The sequence below is a fragment of the uncultured Tissierella sp. genome, assembly GCF_902479755.1.
Classification (GTDB): domain Bacteria; phylum Bacillota; class Clostridia; order Tissierellales; family Tissierellaceae; genus Tissierella; species Tissierella carlieri.
On sequence record NZ_CABSQO010000020.1, the window covers coordinates 1 to 21486 of the forward strand.

The 21486-nt window shown below is 29.4% G+C and carries 19 protein-coding genes, 1 tRNA gene and 1 other annotated feature; of the genes, 16 read left to right on the forward strand and 4 right to left on the reverse strand.

The features are described from left to right. Positions 1-39 precede the first annotated feature (39 nt). Positions 40-285 (forward strand) — a binding site (T-box leader). 136 nt (positions 286-421) lie between these two features. Beyond that, complete coding sequence (locus tag RDK80_RS11425; RefSeq protein ID WP_308524348.1) at positions 422-1804, forward strand: cation:dicarboxylate symporter family transporter; 1383 nt, start codon at positions 422-424, stop codon at positions 1802-1804. 177 nt (positions 1805-1981) lie between these two features. On the opposite strand, the gene RDK80_RS11430 is transcribed toward RDK80_RS11425, so the two are convergent. After that, complete coding sequence (locus RDK80_RS11430; RefSeq protein ID WP_235601209.1) at positions 1982-3253, reverse strand: D-alanyl-D-alanine carboxypeptidase family protein; 1272 nt, start codon at positions 3251-3253, stop codon at positions 1982-1984. 131 nt (positions 3254-3384) lie between these two features. On the opposite strand from RDK80_RS11430, the gene RDK80_RS11435 reads away from it, so the two are divergent. The 7 genes from RDK80_RS11435 (at position 3385) to RDK80_RS11465 (ending at position 10262) form a co-directional block, all read left to right on the forward strand. Then, positions 3385-4014, forward strand: a complete 630-nt coding sequence (locus RDK80_RS11435; RefSeq protein ID WP_158220000.1) for a helix-hairpin-helix domain-containing protein — start codon at positions 3385-3387, stop codon at positions 4012-4014. A gap of 12 nt (positions 4015-4026) precedes the next feature. After that, positions 4027-5061, forward strand: a complete 1035-nt coding sequence (gene selD, locus RDK80_RS11440) for a selenide, water dikinase SelD (protein ID WP_094899426.1) — start codon at positions 4027-4029, stop codon at positions 5059-5061. An 18-nt stretch (positions 5062-5079) separates the two neighbouring features. Beyond that, complete coding sequence (gene selA, locus RDK80_RS11445; RefSeq protein WP_094899428.1) at positions 5080-6501, forward strand: L-seryl-tRNA(Sec) selenium transferase; 1422 nt, start codon at positions 5080-5082, stop codon at positions 6499-6501. A 3-nt stretch (positions 6502-6504) separates the two neighbouring features. After that, positions 6505-8415: a selenocysteine-specific translation elongation factor gene (selB, locus tag RDK80_RS11450; protein WP_308524349.1), complete on the forward strand. Its 1911-nt coding sequence runs from the start codon at positions 6505-6507 to the stop codon at positions 8413-8415. Between the two features lie 27 nt (positions 8416-8442). Continuing rightward, a complete protein-coding gene (locus RDK80_RS11455) occupies positions 8443-9138 on the forward strand; it encodes a response regulator transcription factor (RefSeq protein ID WP_094899430.1) in 696 nt (231 codons plus the stop codon). A 61-nt stretch (positions 9139-9199) separates the two neighbouring features. Then, positions 9200-9296, forward strand: a tRNA-Sec gene (locus RDK80_RS11460). A gap of 465 nt (positions 9297-9761) precedes the next feature. After that, entirely contained in the window at positions 9762-10262 is a 501-nt protein-coding gene (locus RDK80_RS11465) for a GNAT family N-acetyltransferase (protein WP_094899432.1), read from the forward strand. A 206-nt stretch (positions 10263-10468) separates the two neighbouring features. On the opposite strand, the gene RDK80_RS11470 is transcribed toward RDK80_RS11465, so the two are convergent. Then, the gene (locus RDK80_RS11470) at positions 10469-10819 is read right to left on the reverse strand and encodes a hypothetical protein (RefSeq protein WP_094899434.1); all 351 of its coding nucleotides are present in this window, start codon (positions 10817-10819) and stop codon (positions 10469-10471) included. Between the two features lie 190 nt (positions 10820-11009). Between RDK80_RS11470 and RDK80_RS11475 the strand changes: the two genes are divergently transcribed. After that, entirely contained in the window at positions 11010-11471 is a 462-nt protein-coding gene (locus RDK80_RS11475) for an N-acetyltransferase (RefSeq protein ID WP_094899436.1), read from the forward strand. Positions 11472-11853: 382 nt separating this feature from the next. Continuing rightward, positions 11854-12918, forward strand: a complete 1065-nt coding sequence (locus RDK80_RS11480) for a hypothetical protein (RefSeq protein WP_094899438.1) — start codon at positions 11854-11856, stop codon at positions 12916-12918. A gap of 36 nt (positions 12919-12954) precedes the next feature. Here RDK80_RS11480 and RDK80_RS11485 read toward each other — a convergent pair whose 3' ends face one another. Beyond that, a complete protein-coding gene (locus RDK80_RS11485) occupies positions 12955-14160 on the reverse strand; it encodes a DHHA1 domain-containing protein (RefSeq protein WP_094899440.1) in 1206 nt (401 codons plus the stop codon). Positions 14161-14370: 210 nt separating this feature from the next. On the opposite strand from RDK80_RS11485, the gene RDK80_RS11490 reads away from it, so the two are divergent. Beyond that, the gene (locus RDK80_RS11490; RefSeq protein WP_094899443.1) at positions 14371-16818 is read left to right on the forward strand and encodes a DNA internalization-related competence protein ComEC/Rec2; all 2448 of its coding nucleotides are present in this window, start codon (positions 14371-14373) and stop codon (positions 16816-16818) included. Next, on the forward strand, positions 16805-17836 hold the full coding sequence (gene holA / locus RDK80_RS11495; RefSeq protein ID WP_094899445.1) for a DNA polymerase III subunit delta: 1032 nt from the start codon (positions 16805-16807) through the stop codon (positions 17834-17836). Before RDK80_RS11490 ends, holA begins: the two co-directional genes overlap by 14 nt. Before the next feature lie 40 nt (positions 17837-17876). On the opposite strand, the gene rpsT is transcribed toward holA, so the two are convergent. Continuing rightward, positions 17877-18140, reverse strand: a complete 264-nt coding sequence (gene rpsT, locus RDK80_RS11500) for a 30S ribosomal protein S20 (protein ID WP_094899449.1) — start codon at positions 18138-18140, stop codon at positions 17877-17879. 132 nt (positions 18141-18272) lie between these two features. On the opposite strand from rpsT, the gene gpr reads away from it, so the two are divergent. The 4 genes from gpr (at position 18273) to RDK80_RS11520 (ending at position 21315) form a co-directional block, all read left to right on the forward strand. Further along, the gene (gpr, locus tag RDK80_RS11505; RefSeq protein ID WP_094899451.1) at positions 18273-19247 is read left to right on the forward strand and encodes a GPR endopeptidase; all 975 of its coding nucleotides are present in this window, start codon (positions 18273-18275) and stop codon (positions 19245-19247) included. Between the two features lie 73 nt (positions 19248-19320). Continuing rightward, positions 19321-20391, forward strand: coding sequence for a stage II sporulation protein P (gene spoIIP / locus RDK80_RS11510; RefSeq protein WP_094899453.1), 1071 nt, complete (start codon positions 19321-19323; stop codon positions 20389-20391). A 67-nt stretch (positions 20392-20458) separates the two neighbouring features. Continuing rightward, complete coding sequence (gene lepB / locus RDK80_RS11515) at positions 20459-21004, forward strand: signal peptidase I (protein ID WP_094899455.1); 546 nt, start codon at positions 20459-20461, stop codon at positions 21002-21004. Between the two features lie 50 nt (positions 21005-21054). Continuing rightward, a complete protein-coding gene (locus tag RDK80_RS11520) occupies positions 21055-21315 on the forward strand; it encodes a hypothetical protein (protein WP_094899457.1) in 261 nt (86 codons plus the stop codon). The last annotated feature ends 171 nt before the right edge of the window (positions 21316-21486 follow it).

Genomic DNA, 21486 nt, shown 5'->3' on the forward strand with positions numbered 1-21486 from the left:
AAGTATTATTATATATAAAACATAGTAATTTAATAGGAATTAAACATGGCGATTAGGGAAAGTAAATTATGTAGACCAGACAGAGAGGAGCTTCTAGGCTGAGAAAGCTCTATGCATAAACTTAATTGAAGTGCCCCTATGAATGTTAGGTCGAATAATAGTAGACTTTTACGGAATCTCCCGTTATCGAGATACAGCATGTTAGTGTTGGAAATGAGATAGACATTATTACTATTATTTTGTCTAAACAGAGTGGGATCGCGGAGTTAAACTCCTGCCTCTGAGTTATCAGAGGCAGGAGTTTTTTTATTTCTAAAAGTAGAAATTTAGAGGAGGCGATATTGGATATAAAATTAGAAGATTAGGGACGTTTAAAGTTAATTTAAGTTTACAAAATATTAATAAATAAAGGAGTGTAGTTATGAATACGAATTTAGTAGTAATAATAAACATTATGGTTATGTTAGTCGCTATTTACAGTTTAGTATTTTTGAAGAAAAAAAGATTTTCTTTTACGGTTAGGGTTCTCTTGGCAATGGGATCAGGGATTATCTTTGGTGCAGTGCTTCAGTTAATTTTTGGAGCATCATCTGAGGTAGTAAATCAGTCTAATACTTGGTTTTCTGTTATAGGAACAGGTTATGTAAGACTTCTTAGAATGATTGTTATTCCGCTGATTTTTGTTTCAATAACATCTGCCATAATAAATCAGAATTCTAAGAATTTAGGTAAAATGGCGACTCAAATAATTGTCATTTTGCTAATAACTACAGCTGTATCAGCCTTTATTGGCGCAAGTACAGCTAATATATTTAAACTTTCTGCTGAAGGCCTTCAATCTGGGGAGAATGAGCAAAAGGCAGTTGTAAATCTAGAGACTCGTTTAGAAGATTTTAAATCAAAACCAATTCAAGAGCAGATAGTTGAGATAATACCAACTAATCCTTTTTATTCAATGACAGGTCAAGGTAGTTCTGCTACTTTATCTGTTGTAGTATTTGCAGCATTCATAGGTTTAGCTACTATAGGTATAAGAAAAAATAAACCAGATTCAGCTGAAAATTTTACTAAACTTATAAGGTCTCTTCATGATGTAGTAATGCGTATGGTTACTATGATTCTTAGATTAACACCTTATGGAGTACTGGCACTTATGACAAAAATAGTTTCTACAAGTAATTTTACTGAAATATTGAGACTTCTTAACCTCGTAATGGCCTCGTATGTGGCTTTATTGATAGTTTTCATTATACATTTAGTGATTTTAGCAGTATTTAGGATAAATCCAATCATTTATTTAAAGAAAGCTGCAGCACCTTTAATGTTTGCTTTTACCTCTAGATCATCTGCTGGCGCTCTACCAATAAATATAGAAACTCAAGTAGAAAAAATGGGGGTATCTCAAGGTCATGCCAATCTGTCTGCTTCATTAGGTACTAGTATTGGGCAAAATGGATGTGCAGGTGTTTATCCTGCAATGCTTGCGGTAATGATAGCACCTACAGTTGGTATAAATCCATTAGCTCCAGCTTTCCTAATTAAGCTAGTTATAGTTACAACATTATCCTCTTTTGGTATAGCTGGTGTAGGAGGGGGAGCAACATTTGCTGCTTTAACAGTTCTATCAGCTATGGGTTTACCAGTAGGATTGGTAGGATTATTAATAGCTATAGAGCCATTAATCGATATGGGTAGAACCATGGTTAATGTAAGTGATTCAATTGTAGCAGGGCTTATTTCAAGCAAGCTCATGGGAGAATTAAATACTGAGGTATATAATGGTGAATTAAGTATAGAAAGGTAATAGGAAAGTAGATATAGGAAGTAGGATAATTATGCTATAACTATGACTTTTAGTTAAATATCAGTATTGTTGAATGATTTAAGATTGAAGAGATTTAAATTTGATTATAAATAATGGAGTTAATGATAGTAATAAAATAAAGAAACCTAGTTAAATTTAATTAGGTTTCTTTATATCTTATACTCTGTATAAACTTGTCCTTCTTCTTCTTTGTCTTTTTCTTTTTTTATTTAAAGCTACTATTCTTCCAAACACTAAAACCATTAAAACTAATATATACCATTTACTTAAAATATTTTTAAATATACTAGGAGCAGGTATCTTCTCTATATCCATGGTAGAGACAATATCTGTTTCGGCTACAACTTTGCCATTTAAAAGATATTCTAGCTTGCCAATTACTTGCCCTTTTGATATTGGAGCTTCTAAGGTTTCATCTACTATAATTCTTTCTTCTACCTTATCTTTCTGATCTTTCCTAACTATAAAATGAGAATCAGATTTACTAACTCCAGCTACAAAAGGAATGACACCATTATTCACATTAAAATTATTAATAAATTTATTAGCAAAACCAATTTTTACTTTCTCAAAATTTTCAATTCCATAATTTAATAATTTATGAATGTCGGAGTAAATATTTTTACCATTAGATTTTAATACTACAGCTATGAGTCTATGTCCATCTTTTTCTAGAGATGTAACAAGACATTGCTGAGCTGCAACTGTATAGCCCGACTTCACACCATTTACCCCATCATATTTAATGGGTGTTAGTTTACCATCTACATCAATCTTTTCTGTACTATATAGAAGCCTATTAGCTGATTTTAGAGGTCTAGGTTCAGTTTTTTTATTTGTTATAGGTATAGTGTAAGTATAATTTTTAACTATAGACCTAAACTTTTCATTTTCCATTGCATATCTACCAATCAATGCTAAATCATATGCTGTTGTTAAATGTTCCTCATTAGGTAATCCATTAGGATTAATAAAATTAGTATTCAAAGCACCTATTGATTTTGCCTTTTCGTTCATTAATTTACTAAAATTTTCTACACTACCAGAAATATGTTTTGCTATGGCAACGGCCGCATCATTGGCGGATTCTATAAGTAAAGCATTTAATAAATGCTCTAATGACAATTGTTCACCAGGTTCTAAGGCTATATGAGATCCATCAGTTAAATCTACAACTTCTTGATCTATGGTAACTATATCCTCCATATTACCATGTTCGATTGCTAATATAGCAGTCATAATCTTAGTAGTACTAGCAGGATAAAATTGAGAGTGTGAATTTTTTTCATATAAAATTTCCGATGTATCCATATCAATTAAAATAGCTCCTTCTCCAGATAGGGTTAAATCATCAGCATATGAAAAGGAATATGTACTAAATAGAAATACAAAAATAAATAAAACTAAAATTTTTTTCAAATTATCCACCACCTCATCTTGATATTAAGATTATACCAGAAAAGTCATAAATAATTAAGTATAAATATTTTAAAAAAAGAAGGGAAAACAAAAAATAGGTCGAATATTAACAAATAAGAACATATTTCGGGGGGATGTATATGGTTTCCTTTACAAAGAGAGAGCAAATAGTTATACTATTAATAGTTTTTACAATTATTCTTACTTTAGGTTTTAAATTTTTCATAAGGGATATAATTGAATCAAGAGGTAATGCTATACAAATCATTAGTTCTAGGGATGAAAAAGATATAGAAGAAGTAGCAGATAGTAGTATAATAGACAATAAAGATAAAACTATCATGGTGCATATAAGTGGACAAGTTTATAATCCTGGTATAGTAGAGTTAGAATTAGGCAATAGACTAATTGATGCAGTAAAATTAGCTGGGGGATTGAAAAAAGATGCTGATATAGATAGAATAAATTTAGCAAAGAAATTAGTAGATGAGGAAAAAATATATATACCTAAAATAGGAGAAGATACTTCAGAAGAAATAGAGATATTGGCTACAACAGGTTCTAGTGAAAAAGAATCTGGTAAAATAAACATAAATACCTGTAGTAAAGAGGATTTAATATCATTACCTGGTATAGGAGAAACAATTGCAGGAAGAATAATTGAATATAGGTCTATGAATCCATTTAAAAGCATTGAAGATATTAAGAACGTATCAGGTATAGGAGATAAAAAATTTGAAGGAATAAAGGAATTAATTATAGTAAACTAAAGAGGTGTACTCATGGAAAAGAAATTAACTCAATTAACAAAAAGCTCTGGTTGAGCGGCTAAAATCGGTCCCGATATATTGGCACAAGTTTTGTGTCATTTACCAAAAACTTATGATGAAAACTTATTAGTCGGATTAGAAACGTCTGATGATGCAGCTGTATATAAAATAAATGATGATTTAGCGATGATTCAAACATTAGATTTTTTTACCCCAGTAGTAGATGATCCATATACATTTGGACAAATAGCGGCAACAAATTCATTATCGGATGTTTATGCCATGGGTGGCGAACCAAAGCTAGCCATGAATATTGTATGTTTTCCAAATTGTTTAAGTCCAAATATATTAGCTGAAATATTAAAGGGAGGATATGATAAAGTAAAAGAGGCAGGAGCTATTACGGTAGGTGGGCATACTGTAGAAGATGATGAACCAAAGTATGGCTTATCAGTTGCAGGATTTGTACATCCAGATAAAGTTCTTACAAATAGTAATGCTAAACCAGGAGATATACTTATATTGACTAAGCCTTTAGGGTTAGGTATTATAAATACTGCTATAAAAGGTGAGATAGCAGATAAAGATACCTATGATGAAGCAGTGATGGTAATGTCCACTCTAAATAAGTATGCTAAGGAGGCTATGGAACGTGTAGGAGGCGTTAATAGCCTTACAGATATAACAGGGTTTGGATTACTCGGTCATGCCCTAGAAATGGGTATGGGAAGTTCTGTGACCATAAAGATAAATCACAAGAATATTCCTATAGTTTCTAATGCATTAGAATATGCTCGCATGGGATTAGTTCCTGCAGGTGCATATGCAAATAGAACTCATACAGGAGAGAATGTCTATATTAATGAATATATACCAAAGGATATAGAAGATATTTTATTTGATCCTCAGACGTCTGGTGGACTTCTAATATCTATTCCCAAGGAAAGACAAGGCAAACTTTTAGAAGAATTAAAATCAACACCTACTAAATATGCAGTGGTAGGAGAGGTATGTGAGAAGCAGGAGTATTATGTAATAGTAGAATAGAAATAAGGAAGGGATTATATGGCAGAGAAAAATCTATTTACTTTAATACCTAAAGTAGATGAAATATTAGACAAAAATAGTATAAAAGAACTATTAAATTATATACCAAGAAAGACTGTGTTGGATAGTATAAGAACGGAAATAGAAGAAATTAGAGGAAAGATTAAAGGAAAAATACTTTCAGAAGAAGAAATAATTAACGAAATTGAAAATATTGATTTTAAAATAAAAAAGAGAGCAGATGAAAAAAACACATATAGATTAAAAAGAGTAGTAAATGCTACTGGAGTTGTAATCCATACTAATTTAGGAAGGTCATTAATCAATGAAAAGATTATGGACAATGTTAAGGAAATTGCGATTAATTATTCCAATCTAGAATATGATTTAGAAACTGGATCTAGAGGCTCTAGATATAGTCATTTGGAGGAAATAATAGCTGAGATAACAGGTGGGGAAGCAGCTATGGTTGTTAATAACAATGCAGCTGCAGTGATACTTGTATTAAGTACTATGGCTAAGGATAAGGAAGTAATAGTATCACGTGGTGAATTAGTTGAGATAGGTGGTTCCTTTAGGATACCTGATGTAATGGAACAAAGTGGAGCATCTTTAGTATCAGTTGGTACAACAAATAAGACTCATCTATGGGATTTTGAAAATGCTATAAATGAAAATACAGGAGCTTTATTAAAAGTTCATACTAGTAATTATAGAATATTAGGATTTACATCAAATGTTGATTCTGAGGAATTGATTCCATTAAAGGAGAAATACAATTTACCTCTTATTGAGGATTTAGGTAGTGGTGTGCTTATAGATCTATCTAAATATGGTATAGAGTATGAGCCAACAGTTCAAGAATCTTTAAGAAAAGGTGTAGATATAGTTACATTTAGCGGTGATAAACTTTTAGGGGGACCGCAGGTAGGGGTTATAGTTGGTAAGAGAGAATATATTCAGGCCATGAAAAAAAATCCATTTACAAGGGCGTTTAGAGTGGATAAATTTACTATTTCTGCACTTGAGGCAACTTTAAGATATTATCTTGATGAAGGAACAGCAGTTAAAGAAATTCCAACTTTAGCTATGCTTGTTATGTGTTTAGAGGAAATAGAGAAAAAGGCAATAGAACTTAAATCAAGAATGGATGAGAAAAGTTTTGATGATTCTTTGGAGATAAATATAGAAGATAATTTTTCAGAAGTTGGTGGAGGTTCTTTACCTTTAGAAAAATTACCTACTAAATGCATAGTACTTACTCTGAATAATTTTAGTACTCAAGAATTTGAAAATAATTTGAGAAAATTCCATATACCAATTATTACTCGATTGTATAAGGATAGAGTATACCTAGATTTAAGAACTATTAAAGAAGAAGAATTTGATGTTATCGTGGAAGGAATAAGTTTTGCTTTAAATAAGGTTAAAGGAGTTTAATAAATGAAACATGTAATTATAGGAACAGCGGGTCATATAGACCATGGTAAAACAACTTTAATTAGAGCTATTACCGGAAGAAACACAGATAGACTAAAGGAAGAACAGGAAAGAGGAATATCAATTGAACTAGGTTTCACTTACTTTGATTTACCTTCAGGGCAAAGAGCTGGAATAATAGATGTGCCAGGCCATGAAAAATTCGTAAAGAATATGCTTGCAGGGGTTATAGGTATAGATATTGTTCTATTAGTTGTGGCAGCAGATGAAGGTATAATGCCTCAGACATTGGAACATCTGCATATTTTAGACTTATTAGGAATAAAAAAGGGATTTGTTGTTCTTACAAAGTCTGATTTAGTAGATAGTGAATGGATAGATATGGTTGAAGAGGAAGTAAGGGAGGAAATAAAGGGGACATTTCTTGAAGATACTCCTATAATAAGAGCTTCCTCTACTACTAAAATGGGGATTGAAAAGATTATCAATCTTATAGATGGATATGCAGCTGAGCTAAAGGATAGAGATGTAGATGATATGCCTAGGCTTCCAGTTGATAGAGTGTTTTCTATATCAGGTTTTGGAACTGTAGTAACAGGTACTTTATTATCTGGACAACTTAAGATAGGAGATGAAGTTCAAGTATTTCCAGGAGATAAAAAAGCCAGAATAAGAACATTACAAGTTCATGACCAAGATGCTAGTATTGCCTATGGAGGACAAAGGGTGGCTGCTAATTTAGCAGGACTAAAAAAGGAAGATATTGATAGAGGAGATACTATAGCACCAGTTAATTCCATGAATGATACTATGATGCTTGATGTAAAGATTAAGCTTCTTAAAGATATAGATAGATATATTGATAATAGAACAAGACTAAGGCTGTATATAGGCACAAAGGAAGTATTATGCCGTGTTGTTTTACTAGATAAAGAAGAAATAGGGCCTGGTGATGAAGCTTATGCACAGCTTAGACTGGAAGAAGAGGTAGTAGCTAAGAGGGGAGATAAGTTTATCATTAGATTTTATTCACCTATGTTTACAATAGGTGGTGGAGAGATATTAGAACCTAATCCAAAAAAGAAAAAAAGATTTGATGACAAAGCAATAAAAGAATTAGAGATTAAAGAGATGGGTTCGTCAACAGATATTATTGAAAATATTATCGAGGATAAATCAAAGGAATTTCCAACAACGAAAGAAATAGCAGTTTTTACTGCAATGTTAGAAGAAAGTATAAAGAATGAGATAAATAAACTTATAGAAAATAAAAAAGTTATATCATTTTCCCTTACTAAGGATTTGCATATAATTCATATAAATTATTTTAATAAGGTTAAAGATAAAATCTTAGAGGAACTTAAGAATTTCCATTCTAAATATCCTTTAAGAGCAGGCATGCAAAAGGAAGAAATACGTAGTAGATTTTTAAAGAATGCAAAGCCAAAAGTAGCTGAAGCATTTATAGATTTGTTAATTGAGAAAGGATATTTAGAACAGAAACTTGAAAATATTTCAATCAATGGATTTGAAATAAAATTCAATGATAATCAATTAAAAATTAGCCAAGAGATTTTGAGAGGTTTCAAAGAAAATCCATATCAGCCACCAAGAAGAGAGGATTTAGAATCTATAATTGGTGAGAAGAAAGATGAAATAGAAGAAGTATTTATTTCTCTGTTGAATAATGGAGATATTATCAAATTAAATGAAGAGGTATATATCTCTAAAGAAGCTTACGACTTAGGTTTAGATAAATTGAAAGAACACTTTACAAACAAAGATTCAATATCGATAGGTGAGTATAGAGATTTGTTAAATACAAATAGGAAGGTAGCCCTTGCTCTTCTTGAATATTTTGATCAAATCAAAATAACAAAAAGAGATAAAGATATTAGAATTTTAAACAAATGATTAATGCTCAAGTACAGGGGTGAGGAGATGGAGAAAAAAGTACTAATCTTAGACAATGATAAATCCTTTGTGAAGGGCTTAAAATATAGCCTTGAGCAAGACGGATATAGTATAGATATAATGCATCATGGAAAGGATGCTATAGAGAGAGTAAGTATAAATGATTATAGTTTAGTATTACTTGATCTAATATTACCAGATTCTAATGGCTTGAATATCTGTCAAGCCATTAGAAATGTTTCTCAAGTGCCAATTATAGTAATAACTGAAAAAGATGAGGATATTAATAAGATTTTGGCACTTGAATATGGAGCAGATGATTATATTGTTAAACCTTTTAATATCCTTGAATTAAAGGCAAGAATTAAGGCAATATTAAGAAGAGTAAACTATAAATCTGTAGAACTTAATAATCAAGCGATAAAAATACAGGACTTCACAATAAATACTGTAGGTAGAAAAGTAAATATAAAAGATAGGAATATAAATTTAACTGGAAAAGAGTTTGATTTATTTTTTGTTCTGATTTCAAATCCCGGAAAAGTTTTTAAAAGAGAAGAACTGTTGGAACTAGTATGGGGTTATGCATACTATGGTGATCTAAGGACGGTCGATGTTCATATAAGACGAATAAGAGAAAAGATTGAAAAAGATTCATCGGATGCTGAGTATATTATGACTAAATGGGGAGTAGGCTATTATTTTAATAATTCTAAATTATAAATTGTAAAAAATGCTTGAAAAAGGTCAAAATTTGTTGTATAATGGATTTTGTTCCTAATTTGGGGGTAGATGAGTCCTGGTGGGCTCTCTGGTCTTCAAAACCAGCGTGAGGGGTTAGTAGCTTCTTAGGTGGGTTCGATTCCCACATACTCCCGCCATAGTAGATTAGCGACTTAGGTCGCTTTTTTTATTTTTTGTTTTTGTTTAACCGATGAGTCAATATTAGAGCCATCATCATTGCAGAAAATAAATCTTTCATTTTGACATAGACTTCCTTGTTTTGTAATCAATTCATTTTGTTCTTCTTGATGTTTCTTTAATAATTCAATAACACTATCAGATAAAGCTAGGATTCTCGTACTATTCTCTGTCTTAGGATATTTTAAATATAATCTAATTCCAATATCTCCATTATCTCCATCTTTAATTAAGTTTATTTGTATATTGATAGTTTGTCCATAAGCCCTAAGAGTTTGTCATTTATGTATAATTGAACATTAAAAACTGAATAATACGATATTCTAAAATAGAAACTTTCTATAAAGCTATAAAAAAAATATGGTATAATTTTCTTGTTATACAGATTTGATCAGTATAATAAAATGAGTTAAGAAGGTGAAGTTATGATAAGACATAGGAGAATAGATATTGTTAAAGATAGAGAAATATTGCTTGAGTTCCATTGCGAAATAAACTATGAATGTGAATCGGATTTTGCTAAAAAAACACCATATGAAATATACTACCAAAAATGGTTGAATACTGAAAATCAGGTTGAAGAGTTTATTTCCACTCTATATAAGAGCATGGGTGACAATCGAACAATTGCAGATATATTAGAGGATGAAAATGGAATAGTACTGGGCTATATTTGGGTAACTTTCTCTGATATAAGAGATTATAATTTATCAATTGCAGAAATTAATGAAATAGCAGTCACAAAACAGTTTAGAAAATCTGGAGTTGGAACATATGCTATAGAATATTCAGAGAAAATTGCTAAAATGAGAGGTGCAAATATTCTTCGCTCAGGTACAGGTTATGGAAATATTCCATCAAGGGAAATTCATGAACGCTGCGGATTTAAGCCATGTAGGATTGAATATGAAAAGATACTAGACTAACACTTAAATCATTTCATAATATTTATATTAAATGTTATCCTTGGTAAAACTAAAAATTCTATTGAAATATCGTATTATTCAGAAAAGAATTTTACGGTATTTTATTGTTTATAAATACCACTTTCTAATGAAGTATACTCCAAAAGTTTAAATTATAGCCTAACTTTTGGAGTACACTTCATTTACAGATGGTCATGATTTCAATATTATCTAGATAAAATAGCCAAAGTGACATCATTGTCCTTATTAAAAAGAAATATCATTATCTCTTTATTCTCTTTTGTTGCTTCTATGAGAAGTGGCTTATTAACAAATGTTATATTCCAAGAATCATTTTCAAGTATTTTTATATATTCTTCTGTAACTTGTTCTTGAGTTGAATTCTTTACTGTGTAAAGTGTAGTGGTATATTCATTTTCTTCTTTAGCTTGATGAACGATTTCAACAAATTCCATATTAGGGTGAGTAGGTAGCGTAACTTCATTAGTATTAGGATTGTTGTTACAAGCTGTTAAAGTAAGAATACAGATAAATATTACAAAAATAAATTTTTTCATATTAACACCTCCAGTGTTAGTATTAGCAAAAAACTAATATTGTATGATTAAAAAGTAGATTAATGTAAAAAAATAGATATTTTTGGAGATGTAGAACGGAAAAGTTTAGCAGATATAAACACAAGTATATTTACAGCAGTAGAGGTAATAGGGAGTGTAATAATAAGATTATTTTGAAGGGGAGGTAAAAATGACAGAAGTTATTGTACATGAAATGAAATATTATGGTGGAAAAGTAAATTCAGACATAGATGTAGTTAATTATAGTAATGAATATTATAATGATTATCGAAGAATTTGTTGTGATTGTTTTCGGAATCTGAGTATAGCTACAAATCAAAACCCAGATTCATTTTATACACAGGAGGAAATGAATGAAAAGAAATCTAATGTTTTTATTATGTTTATAGATAAAGAAATGGTAGGTTCTGTTGAAATACATGAGAACATAATAGATCATTTGTTTGTTAACCCTAAATATCAAAATAAGGGATATGGAAAGAAACTCTTATTTTTTGCTATTAACCGTCTTCAGGAGGCAGGAACTGATGAAATTACTTTATTTGTTGCAGATTTGAATAAAGAAGCTGTTAAGTTATATTTGAATAACGGATTTGAATGTATAAATACAACAATAGAAAATTGGGAGTAATAAAAATAATCTGTAGCAAATTTTCTTTGCAATGTCTTTTAATTTAAAAATTTTCGGAAAAAGAGGGAATTTTAATTTGAATATTGAACTATATATAAGTAAAGAGTAGTAAATAATAGTAGAGACCCTATTATTTATAGCTAGAGATTTATTACGTTCTTTAGGAATTATAGAATTTACGGAAGATAGAAGGGATTATATAGTTTATGTAGTAGCAAAAATTATGGCTGTTTGTCAATTGAGTTGGAGAAAGATATAACAATAGAGAAGGATCTTATTGGTCCTATTTTTGTTTTAGATGCATCTATACTGTTTATCACAAAAGTTTCATTTTTTGAATATATTGTATGAGTAGGAAGAAACTATATTGGGAGGTTTTGTTATGGCGAAAATTAGAAGGATATTTCCAGGAGGGAATACAGCAAGTGGATTCTACTCCTTACATGATAATATAATATCTAAAGATAGGAATAGACTATATATATTTAAAGGAATGCCTGGTGGTGGTAAGTCTTCTTTAATGAGAGATTTAGGAGAAAGAATGATAAGTGAAGGCTATGATATTGAATATCATCACTGTCCATCTGATCCTAAGTCTATAGATGCTATAGTTATAGATAAGCTAAAAATATGTTTGCTAGACGGAACTGCGCCTCATACCATGGACCCAACTTATCCAGGATTAACAGATAAAATAATAGATCTAGCACAATTTATAGATGCTAATATATTAGAAAATAATAAAAAAGAAATAATTGAAGCGAAAGCAAATAATAAATATGCATATAGGAAAGCTTTTAACTATTTTAAAGCAGCAAAAATTATACTTGAAGAAATAACAGAAGATAATAGATTGAAGTTAGATATTGAAGAAGTGAACAAAGAAAGTAAGAGATTTATAGAAAAGATTTTTCTAAAAGAAGCAAGTCAAATAGTTTCAAATGGATTTAAAGAAAGACATTTATTTTCTACAGCTTATACACCTCATGGATTTGTGGATTATACAAATACCATATTAGAATGGGTTACAGATATATATTATATCAATGGTGATATAGGTACAGGGAAATCCACTTTACTAAATAGAATATTAGAAGAGGGAAGATTAAGAAATTATGCAATAGAGATATACCATAATTCTTTGATACCAGAGAAGATTGAATCTGTATTTATTAAAGAATTAGATACAATAATAACATCAAATAAACATGGAGAACATTTTGCAAAAACTAAAATAGATTTAAATAAGTTTTTTGATAGCAGCAAAATAAATATAGAAGAATATAAAATGTTTAATTCTTTAGTAGATAAAGGGGTTAAAAGTTTAAATGGAGCAAAAGAAAATCATTTCATCTTGGAAAAGTGCTATAGACCATCTGTTGATTTTGCAGGAGTGACTAAAGTCAGAGAAGAAATATTTGATGAAATTTTAAGCTATATAAATTAATAAGATAAGGCAGACATAAGAGTCTGCCTTATCTTATTAATTTAGGGATATAGAATTTTTAATCCTTTCGAGGAATTTGTTTAGTAACTTATCCAAATCTTCTAATGAGCATCCACCTTGAACTGTTTGAGAGCTGCCTCCACCTTTTATCTCGAATTCTCCAGATATTTCTTTGAGAATATCTTTAAGATTTATATTTAAATCTTTTGATGCACTAATTAAAAATTGACCTTTATTTTCATATTTAGATCCATAAGCTTGAACAGAATCACATATATTATTTAAGTGATTTGCTATTACATTGATTTCTTTTAAGTCTGTATCATCAAATACTTTGGTAATAAAAGGAGTATTATTTATATGAATAGAATTTCTTAGTAGTTCATCTCCTTTATACCTAAAAAGTTCACCTCGTAAGTCTTTATTCTTTTTTTCCAGTTCTTCTTTTTGATTATATAATATTTGTACTTTCTCGAAGACATCTGTATCTTTTGAAGATAGTAGAAGTCCAATATCTTTAATGATCTTATTTTTCCATCTATAATCAAATAGAGCTCTACTTCCACAAACAAATTCAATTCTGACATTGCCTTTATATTTTTCCCATTTTCGTATCTTGATAAGGCCTATTTCTCCAGTGTTTCCCAAATGAGTACCTGCACAAGGGGAAAAATCAATATTATCAATTTCTACAATACGAATATCAGAATTCACAGTAGGTTGTTTACGAACAGGGATTTTATTTATGTCATTTTTTTCAATATAATAAGATTTAATTTCAAAATTTGAAGATATTATTCTATTAGCATATACTTCAATTTTTTCTGCCTCTTCTTCCGACAGTTCTGGTAGAGTAACATCAATGTATACATAATCTTGCCCTATATGAAATCCAACTGTTTCACCATTATATAATTTATAAAATGCAGCCGATAGAAGATGCTGCCCAGTATGTTGTTGCATGTTGTCTAGTCTATTTTCCCAATCTATATTTAATATCACTTTATCACTATGAATATTTTCTTTAACTACGTGAATTATATTTGAGTCTTCTTCGTACACTTCTAATACTTGAACACCATTTATAGTTCCTTTGTCTCCTGGCTGTCCTCCAGATAGATGAGGATAAAAAATTGTTCTATTAAGCTTTATATAATACTTGCCATCTTTATAAATTTTATCAATTATCCTTGAATCAATTTCTCGTAAATAAGGATTATCCAAATAAAGTTTATGAGTCATTTTGCCATCATTCCCTTCGATATTATATATAATATATTATCATAAAAAAATAAAAACAATAATAAAATATTAAATTATTATGTTATAATGAGGGAAATAAGGTTTGAGGTGATATTATGCCTGATGGTAGTATGTTAGTTCTTTTAGGATTAATACTTATGATTTGGAGTTTAAATAGAATGCATAGAAAAAAGTAAATTGGAGGGTCCTATGGATAGACCTTTTGTATTTATAACAATTCCGTTAGTTATAGGAATAATTCTTTCCTATTATTTTAACTTTAGTATATTTACTATTTTTATGCTAATTGTTTTAGGGTTGGGGACCTATTTTGTAAATCTTATGAGAAATAGTTCAAACGCTATCATATTATTTTTTATCATGGTCATACTAGGAGTTAGCCTTGGAACTTATAATTTAAATAGCAGTATACTTGCTTCAAGGGTAGATAGAGATATTATCCTTAGGGGTACTGTTAATGATATACTTTGGAAAGAAGATGGGCAAGGGAAATACATTGTTCGTATCAATGGGATAGAAGATAAATCAATTCATTCTAAAATAAATGAAAAATTGGTTTTAAAGGTAATAGGAGATAAAGATATTGAATTAGGTGATGAGATAAATTTTACAGGTAAATTAAAAAAACCTCTGGAAAATACAAATCCAATGCTTTTTAATTATAGACTTAATTTATTATCAAATAGAATACATACAACTATGACGATAAAAGATTATTCCATAATAGGAATTAACAATATGAATAAATCTTTTATATATAGGACAAAAGCTAATTTTAGAAAAACCATTGGAGCTATATTTGATAATAACTTAAATACTGAGAACAGCTCTTTGATGAAAAGTATAGTATTAGGAGAGTATTCCTATCTAGAAGAGGAAAATGTTGAAAAATATAGAAATTTAGGACTAGCCCATATATTAGCTGTATCAGGACTACATATAGGAATAATAGCAGGAGCTTTGATTTATATATTGTCTCATTTAGGTGTAAATAGGAAATTAGATATAATTATAACTCTAATTATTATTTGGCTTTATGGCTATCTTATAGGATTCCCGCCTTCTTTACTTAGGGCAAATATAATGTTTAGTATATTTTTTTATGCTCAAACCCTAGCAGAGCCTTATGATTCTATCAATGCTTTATTTCTTGCAATGTTTATCCTGTTAATCATAAATCCAATGTGGATATTTAATCTTGGATTCCAGCTTTCTTTTATTGCAACATTTTCAATAATTTATTTTACTCCTAAAATACAGAAGGTTTTTTATCCATATAATAATAAAATAATATATACCTTATGCGGGCTTCTAGGAGTCCAGATAGGATTATTGCCCATACAAGCATATTATTTCAATAGATTATCTATTTTAAGTATATTTTCTAATCTAGTTATAGCTCCTATATTATCGTTATCTTTAATTATAGGAACAATTATGATAGGATTTTATTATTCAGTACCTATATTGATTCCATTGATAGGTAATTTGCTAGACTTGATTTTGTCAATACAATTTAATTTAGTCAATATTTTATATAAGTTTCCATTTGGAATAATAAAATCTTATTCTCCAGGAATTGCAGATATTATATTGTATTACATTTTAATGTTAGTAATATTTGAGGTTATAAAAATAGATAAAGTCGGTTTAAGCATTAAAAAAGTCATTATATACTATTTATCTATCTTATTGTTATTTAATTCTATAATATTACTTATAGATAAATCCATTGAAATACAATTTATAGACGTAGGGCAAGGAGATTCAATTCTTATCAATACTAAAAAAGGGAGTTATTTAGTAGATACTGGCGGAAATATAATGGACTCTTTTGATGTCGGAAAAGATATTACACTTCCATATCTAGAGAAAATGGGGATAAATAGACTTAAAGGAGTCTTTATAACTCATTTTGATGATGATCATTGTAAATCATTACCTCTTTTAATAGAGAATATAGAGATTAACAATATTTTAATATCCTATGAGGATAATACATCCAAAATTTATAATGAAATTAAGAATAAAACTATACCATTAATTATATTAAAAGAAAATGATTTAATGTGGCTAGATAATAATACATCTATAAAGGTTTTAAGTCCTAATGAAGAACTGATAAAAAGAGGATTTGAGGGAAATAATCTTTCTTTAGTATTTTTGCTTTCTTATTATGATAGAAAGATACTCTTTACGGGAGATATGGAAAAAGAAGTAGAGCTGGGATTGATAGATAAGTTTGAAAGGCAAGTAGATATAATAAAAGTACCCCATCATGGAAGTAACACCTCTTCTACCGAGGAATTGCTAAGCAAAATAAAGCCGTCCGTAGGTATTATTTCTGTAGGAAGAAATAACTTCTATGGACATCCTAGGAAAGAAATAATAGATAGATATGAGGAATTAGGTACTAAGTTATATAGGACAGATACCATGGGAATGATTAAAGTAAAATTAGATAAAGAAGATATAGATATAATTCCTTTCATACAGAATGATTCAGACTTAATAAATATATTAAATGAAAACTTATTAATTCTTTCTTTTTATGCAATATATTATTTACTATCCTATATTTTAATAAAGAACTATTTATATTTTGAAACGGAGTTGACAATTAATGAATTACAGTGAACTTATTAATAGTATAAAAAAAGATAATCTATTTCCAGTATATTTCTTTACTGGAGTTGAGGAATATCTTATGAATGAAGCAATAGAAAACTTAAAGAATAAATTTATCGATTCTTCCTTTGAGGCATTAAATTATGTGGTAATAGATGGGAAGGAAATAAAATTTGATAATATATTAAATGCATGTGAAACTCTTCCATTTATGTCATCAAAAAAGATAGTCATTGTGAGAGATATTAGCGAAGTTATGGAGAATGAAACAAATGACATAGATGGGATAATGAGTTCATATATAGAAAAATTAGATAATTATCTTTGCTTGATTATAATGGATAGATCAAATAATCTAAAGAAAACAAGTAAACTATACAAAACCATTAATAAGTTAGGTGGGGTAGTGGAGTTCTCCAAATTAAAAGGCAAGGATTTAAATATATGGCTAGAAAATAAATTAAGGAAGTATAACAAAAACATATCAAATGTAAATCTAAATTACTTTATTGGAGAGTCTGCTTATAGTGATTATAATAGTACTAAAACCCTTTATGATTTGGAAAACGAGTTGTTAAAGGTAATTAACTATAGCTCAAGTAAAGAAATCATGAAAGAAGATATAGATATAGTTTTAACAAAAACGTTAGATACTAACATATTTAATTTACTGGCTAGCATAAACAAAAAAGATAGTGACTCAGCATTAAAAATATTTAATGAAATGCATATATCTAATGAACCTGTGCAGAGAATACTTGTTATGATTATTAGACAATTAAGATTAATGCTAGGGTATAAACTATATAGAGAAAAGGGATATTCTGAAGGAGAAACTCAAGAGAAATTACAGATAAAACCTTACGAATTTAAAAAAATATCCAAAGAATCTTATAATTTTACTGAAGAGCAACTCAAAGTATCATTAAATTACATCTTAGAATTAGATATAAAACAAAAGACTAGTTCCCATGATGAAAAGCTAGCCCTTGAAATGTTGATTATTAATTTAGTTTACTCAATATAAAAAAACTTCGGCCTCCCGAAGTTTTATCTACTTTTTTATATTACATTGCACTATTTAATTTCTTCGTTAAGCGGCTAACTTTTCTAGATGCGTTGTTCATATGAATAACATTTTTATGAGCAGCTCTTTTTAATTTCTTATCAATAGTCCTAAGTAATGTCTTTGCTTCATCAAAATTTCCGTTATCGATAGCTTTATCAAATTTCTTAATATATGTTTTAATTTCAGATTTTCTAGCTTTATTTATAGCTGTTCTTTTTTCTGTAATAAGAATTCTTTTTTCAGCAGATTTAATATTTGCCAATAGTTTCACCTCCTCTAATCTAACAAAAAACATTTTATCACGAAGAACCATAAAATGCAAGGATATTTAACATTATAATGGATAAAATTATAAAATGAAAGAAAAATTTATTATTTTAGGAGGAGAATTTAATTGTATCAAATTCGTACTGATTTAGCCTTAGAAAATAGAGAATTATATAAACAAGCAAGCAATGAGGATTCTAAGGGGGTTGATATAGAAAAAGAAGAGAAAGAATCCTATATAGTTACAAGAATAAAAGTATTAAACAAGGAGGGGAGTGAAAATATACACAAGCCCATTGGTACTTATATAACTATTGATGTGCCTAGGTTAAATAAATCAGATGAAGATCTAAAAGATGAAATTTCTCAAGTGGTGGCCAAAGAAATAAAAGGTCTAGGGAAGAATAAAGAAAATAGTAAGATTTTAATTGTAGGACTAGGGAATTGGAATATTACGCCTGATGCATTAGGACCAAAAGTTGTAGAACGAGTTTTAGTTACCAGACAATTTTTTATTAACTATAATAAAGAAATTGATGAGACTGTTGCAAATGTAGCAGCTTTATCCCCAGGAGTAATGGGAATAACAGGCATAGAAACAGGAGAAATAATAAAAGGCGTAGTAGAAAAAGTGAAACCAGACTTAGTAATAGCTGTAGATGCATTAGCTTCAAGAAAGATGGACAGAGTATCCACCACAATACAAATATCTGATACAGGTATAAATCCTGGAGCAGGTGTGGGAAACAATAGAATGGAATTTAATGAAAGCACCATAGGAGTTCCAGTAATTGCAATAGGAATACCTACTGTTGTTGATGCAGCTACTATTGTAAACGATACACTGGATTTAATCATAGATTCATTGAAAAGTGAAGCCAATGTAGGGTCAGAATTTTATAATTTGCTATCCCAAATATCATCAGAAGAGAAATATTCTTTAATTCAAGAGGTTTTAAATCCTTACATGAAAAATGTTGTGGTTACACCGACAGACATAGATATATTAATTGATGATTTGTCTATAATAGTAGCTAATGGCTTAAACATGGCATTACATCCTGGAATAGATTTAAAAGATGTAAATCGATATATAAGATAATTAAATTTTAGTATATTCGAGCCCCGATAAGAATATAATTTTTGTATTGAAAGTATATTGGGGAGTGTTTAACATGAGAAAAACCAGAAAGTCTGATTATATTATTTTGGCATTGATGTGTTTAATAACCTTAAATATTGGTGCTATAGCTATTGGATTATATTCATCAAAGCAGCCTCATGATCTAGATGGAAATGAGTTTAAGATAGTTAATATATCCTTTGATAAAATAAAAGAAGCATTAAATATAAATGAAACCATTAAAAAAGCTATCAACTCTTTATTTCCAGTAGCTAAGGTATTGGACAATACAGATGTAGTTGAAGTAGGATCTATAAATACAGAACATAAAGATGGCGATGAATTAGATGAGGAATATGATACTCAAAATGATATAATAATAGAAAATCTAGATGAGTATGAATCTTTAATAATTGTTAAGGATTCTGATGGTATAAATACAATAGAAAATGTTCCAGAGCCTTTGATGTTAAAGAAAGTTAAAATTGATAGAGAAAAACCATATGTATTGATTTATCATACACATGCAACGGAATCCTACCTAATCTCAAAGGATACTAATTATCGTAGTTCTGATAAAAAATATAATATGATAGGTATAGGCAGCATTATGTCAACTGTTCTAGAAGCCAATGGACATAAAGTGGATCATGTTGAGACCTCTCATGATCTACCATCATATAATCAGTCTTATTCACGAAGTTTAAATACAATCAAGAATAAAAAAGAGGGATCTGATAATCTAAAAATTTTGTTAGACATACATAGAGATGCTGTACTAGACACTAATCCAAATATAGAAAGTATAAAAGCAAGATCTAAAATAGATATAGGAGGAAAATCCGTTGCTACTTTTTCTTTAGTAGTAGGTCCAGATTCACCTAATAAGGAACAAGTCCTTAGCTTTGCTAAGTATGTTAAGGCTGTTTCTGATGCACTATATCCCGGATTATGTAAAGGAATAACCATAAAACCAGCAGGGAAATATAATCAACATTTATCAGACTATTCGGCTTTAATAGAGGTAGGGTATCATATTAATACATTGGAGGAAGCAAATGAAGGGGCAAAATTAGTAGGAGAAGTGCTGACTTTAGTACTAAATAGCATATTGGAAGAATAGTCTTTTCTAAATTCTGCAAATCTGATATAATGTAAATTACTTGAAATAGTATTAGGAGGTAATACTTATGGAAGAAAAAAATAAAGATGTAAAGAACGAAACTATGGAATGGATAAAAAGTATTGCAACAGCCGTAGTTATTGCAATCTTGATTAAAACTTTTGTTTTTAATACTACTTATGTATTGGGGAACTCTATGTACCCTACTTTGCATGAGAAAGATAGACTTTTCGCTAATAAGATTTCCTTATATTTTGGCGGACCATCAAGAGGTGACGTGATAGTTCTTAAGGCCCCAGATGCTCCAGATAAGGATTATATAAAAAGAGTAATAGGTATAGAAGGAGACGTAGTAGAGATTAAAGATGGAAAGGTATATGTTAATGGTTCTATGCTAGAAGAAGAATATTTAATTAACGATTCATACACTCATGTTTATGATGAGAGTATTTGGGAAGTTCCAAAGGGACATGTATTCGTACTAGGAGATAATAGAGAAGAAGGTGCATCTAAAGATAGCCGTTATTTTGGATGTATATCAGCTAAAACTATTAAAGGGATTACAGGATTTAGATATTTTCCTATAGATGATAGATTTGGAAAAATTCAATAAGACTTAGTATAATATATACAAAAATTGGATAATCTAATCTGGGTGATGGTATGGAAACTAGATTAGAGAAAAATAAGAGATTAAAGAAACAAAGACGAATAAATAGAGTAAAAAAATTCTATATTTTGATTTTATTCTTACTTTTGATATTAGGATTAGAAATTGTAAATCAAAATATTGTAGAATTGGACTGTTTGGACAATCCAAATATTTTAAGATTTGATATTAAGACGAAGAAATTAGATCTCTTTGGCAAATCTTATATAATAGACTTATCTTTTATAAGAAAGGTTTTTAAAGAAGCATTATAAGGAAGCCTTTTTGTCATTGCATAAGTAACTTGCATAAAATCAAAGGTTTAGGCAATCATGGAAAGTTCATTATTTAAAATAGATTAAAGTTGGACTTTCTATTCGTTATAAAAAATTATTAAAAGACCAGTTTCTGGTCTTTTAGTTTTACATAGTATGAAATTTCTGCTA

Excerpts from the sequence above, each read along its gene's own strand:
- RDK80_RS11490 (WP_094899443.1), top strand. The coding sequence starts at position 14,371 with ATGGATAGACCTTTTGTATTTATAACAATTCCGTTAGTTATAGGAATA.
- spoIIP (WP_094899453.1), top strand. The coding sequence starts at position 19,321 with ATGAGAAAAACCAGAAAGTCTGATTATATTATTTTGGCATTGATGTGT.
- lepB (WP_094899455.1), top strand. The coding sequence starts at position 20,459 with ATGGAAGAAAAAAATAAAGATGTAAAGAACGAAACTATGGAATGGATA.
- holA (WP_094899445.1), top strand. The coding sequence starts at position 16,805 with ATGAATTACAGTGAACTTATTAATAGTATAAAAAAAGATAATCTATTT.
- RDK80_RS11465 (WP_094899432.1), top strand. The coding sequence starts at position 9,762 with ATGATAAGACATAGGAGAATAGATATTGTTAAAGATAGAGAAATATTG.
- RDK80_RS11520 (WP_094899457.1), top strand. The coding sequence starts at position 21,055 with ATGGAAACTAGATTAGAGAAAAATAAGAGATTAAAGAAACAAAGACGA.
- selB (WP_308524349.1), top strand. The coding sequence starts at position 6,505 with ATGAAACATGTAATTATAGGAACAGCGGGTCATATAGACCATGGTAAA.
- RDK80_RS11425 (WP_308524348.1), top strand. The coding sequence starts at position 422 with ATGAATACGAATTTAGTAGTAATAATAAACATTATGGTTATGTTAGTC.
- RDK80_RS11455 (WP_094899430.1), top strand. The coding sequence starts at position 8,443 with ATGGAGAAAAAAGTACTAATCTTAGACAATGATAAATCCTTTGTGAAG.
- RDK80_RS11485 (WP_094899440.1), bottom strand. The coding sequence starts at position 14,160 with ATGACTCATAAACTTTATTTGGATAATCCTTATTTACGAGAAATTGAT.
- RDK80_RS11435 (WP_158220000.1), top strand. The coding sequence starts at position 3,385 with ATGGTTTCCTTTACAAAGAGAGAGCAAATAGTTATACTATTAATAGTT.
- selA (WP_094899428.1), top strand. The coding sequence starts at position 5,080 with ATGGCAGAGAAAAATCTATTTACTTTAATACCTAAAGTAGATGAAATA.
- RDK80_RS11470 (WP_094899434.1), bottom strand. The coding sequence starts at position 10,819 with ATGAAAAAATTTATTTTTGTAATATTTATCTGTATTCTTACTTTAACA.
- RDK80_RS11480 (WP_094899438.1), top strand. The coding sequence starts at position 11,854 with ATGGCGAAAATTAGAAGGATATTTCCAGGAGGGAATACAGCAAGTGGA.
- RDK80_RS11475 (WP_094899436.1), top strand. The coding sequence starts at position 11,010 with ATGACAGAAGTTATTGTACATGAAATGAAATATTATGGTGGAAAAGTA.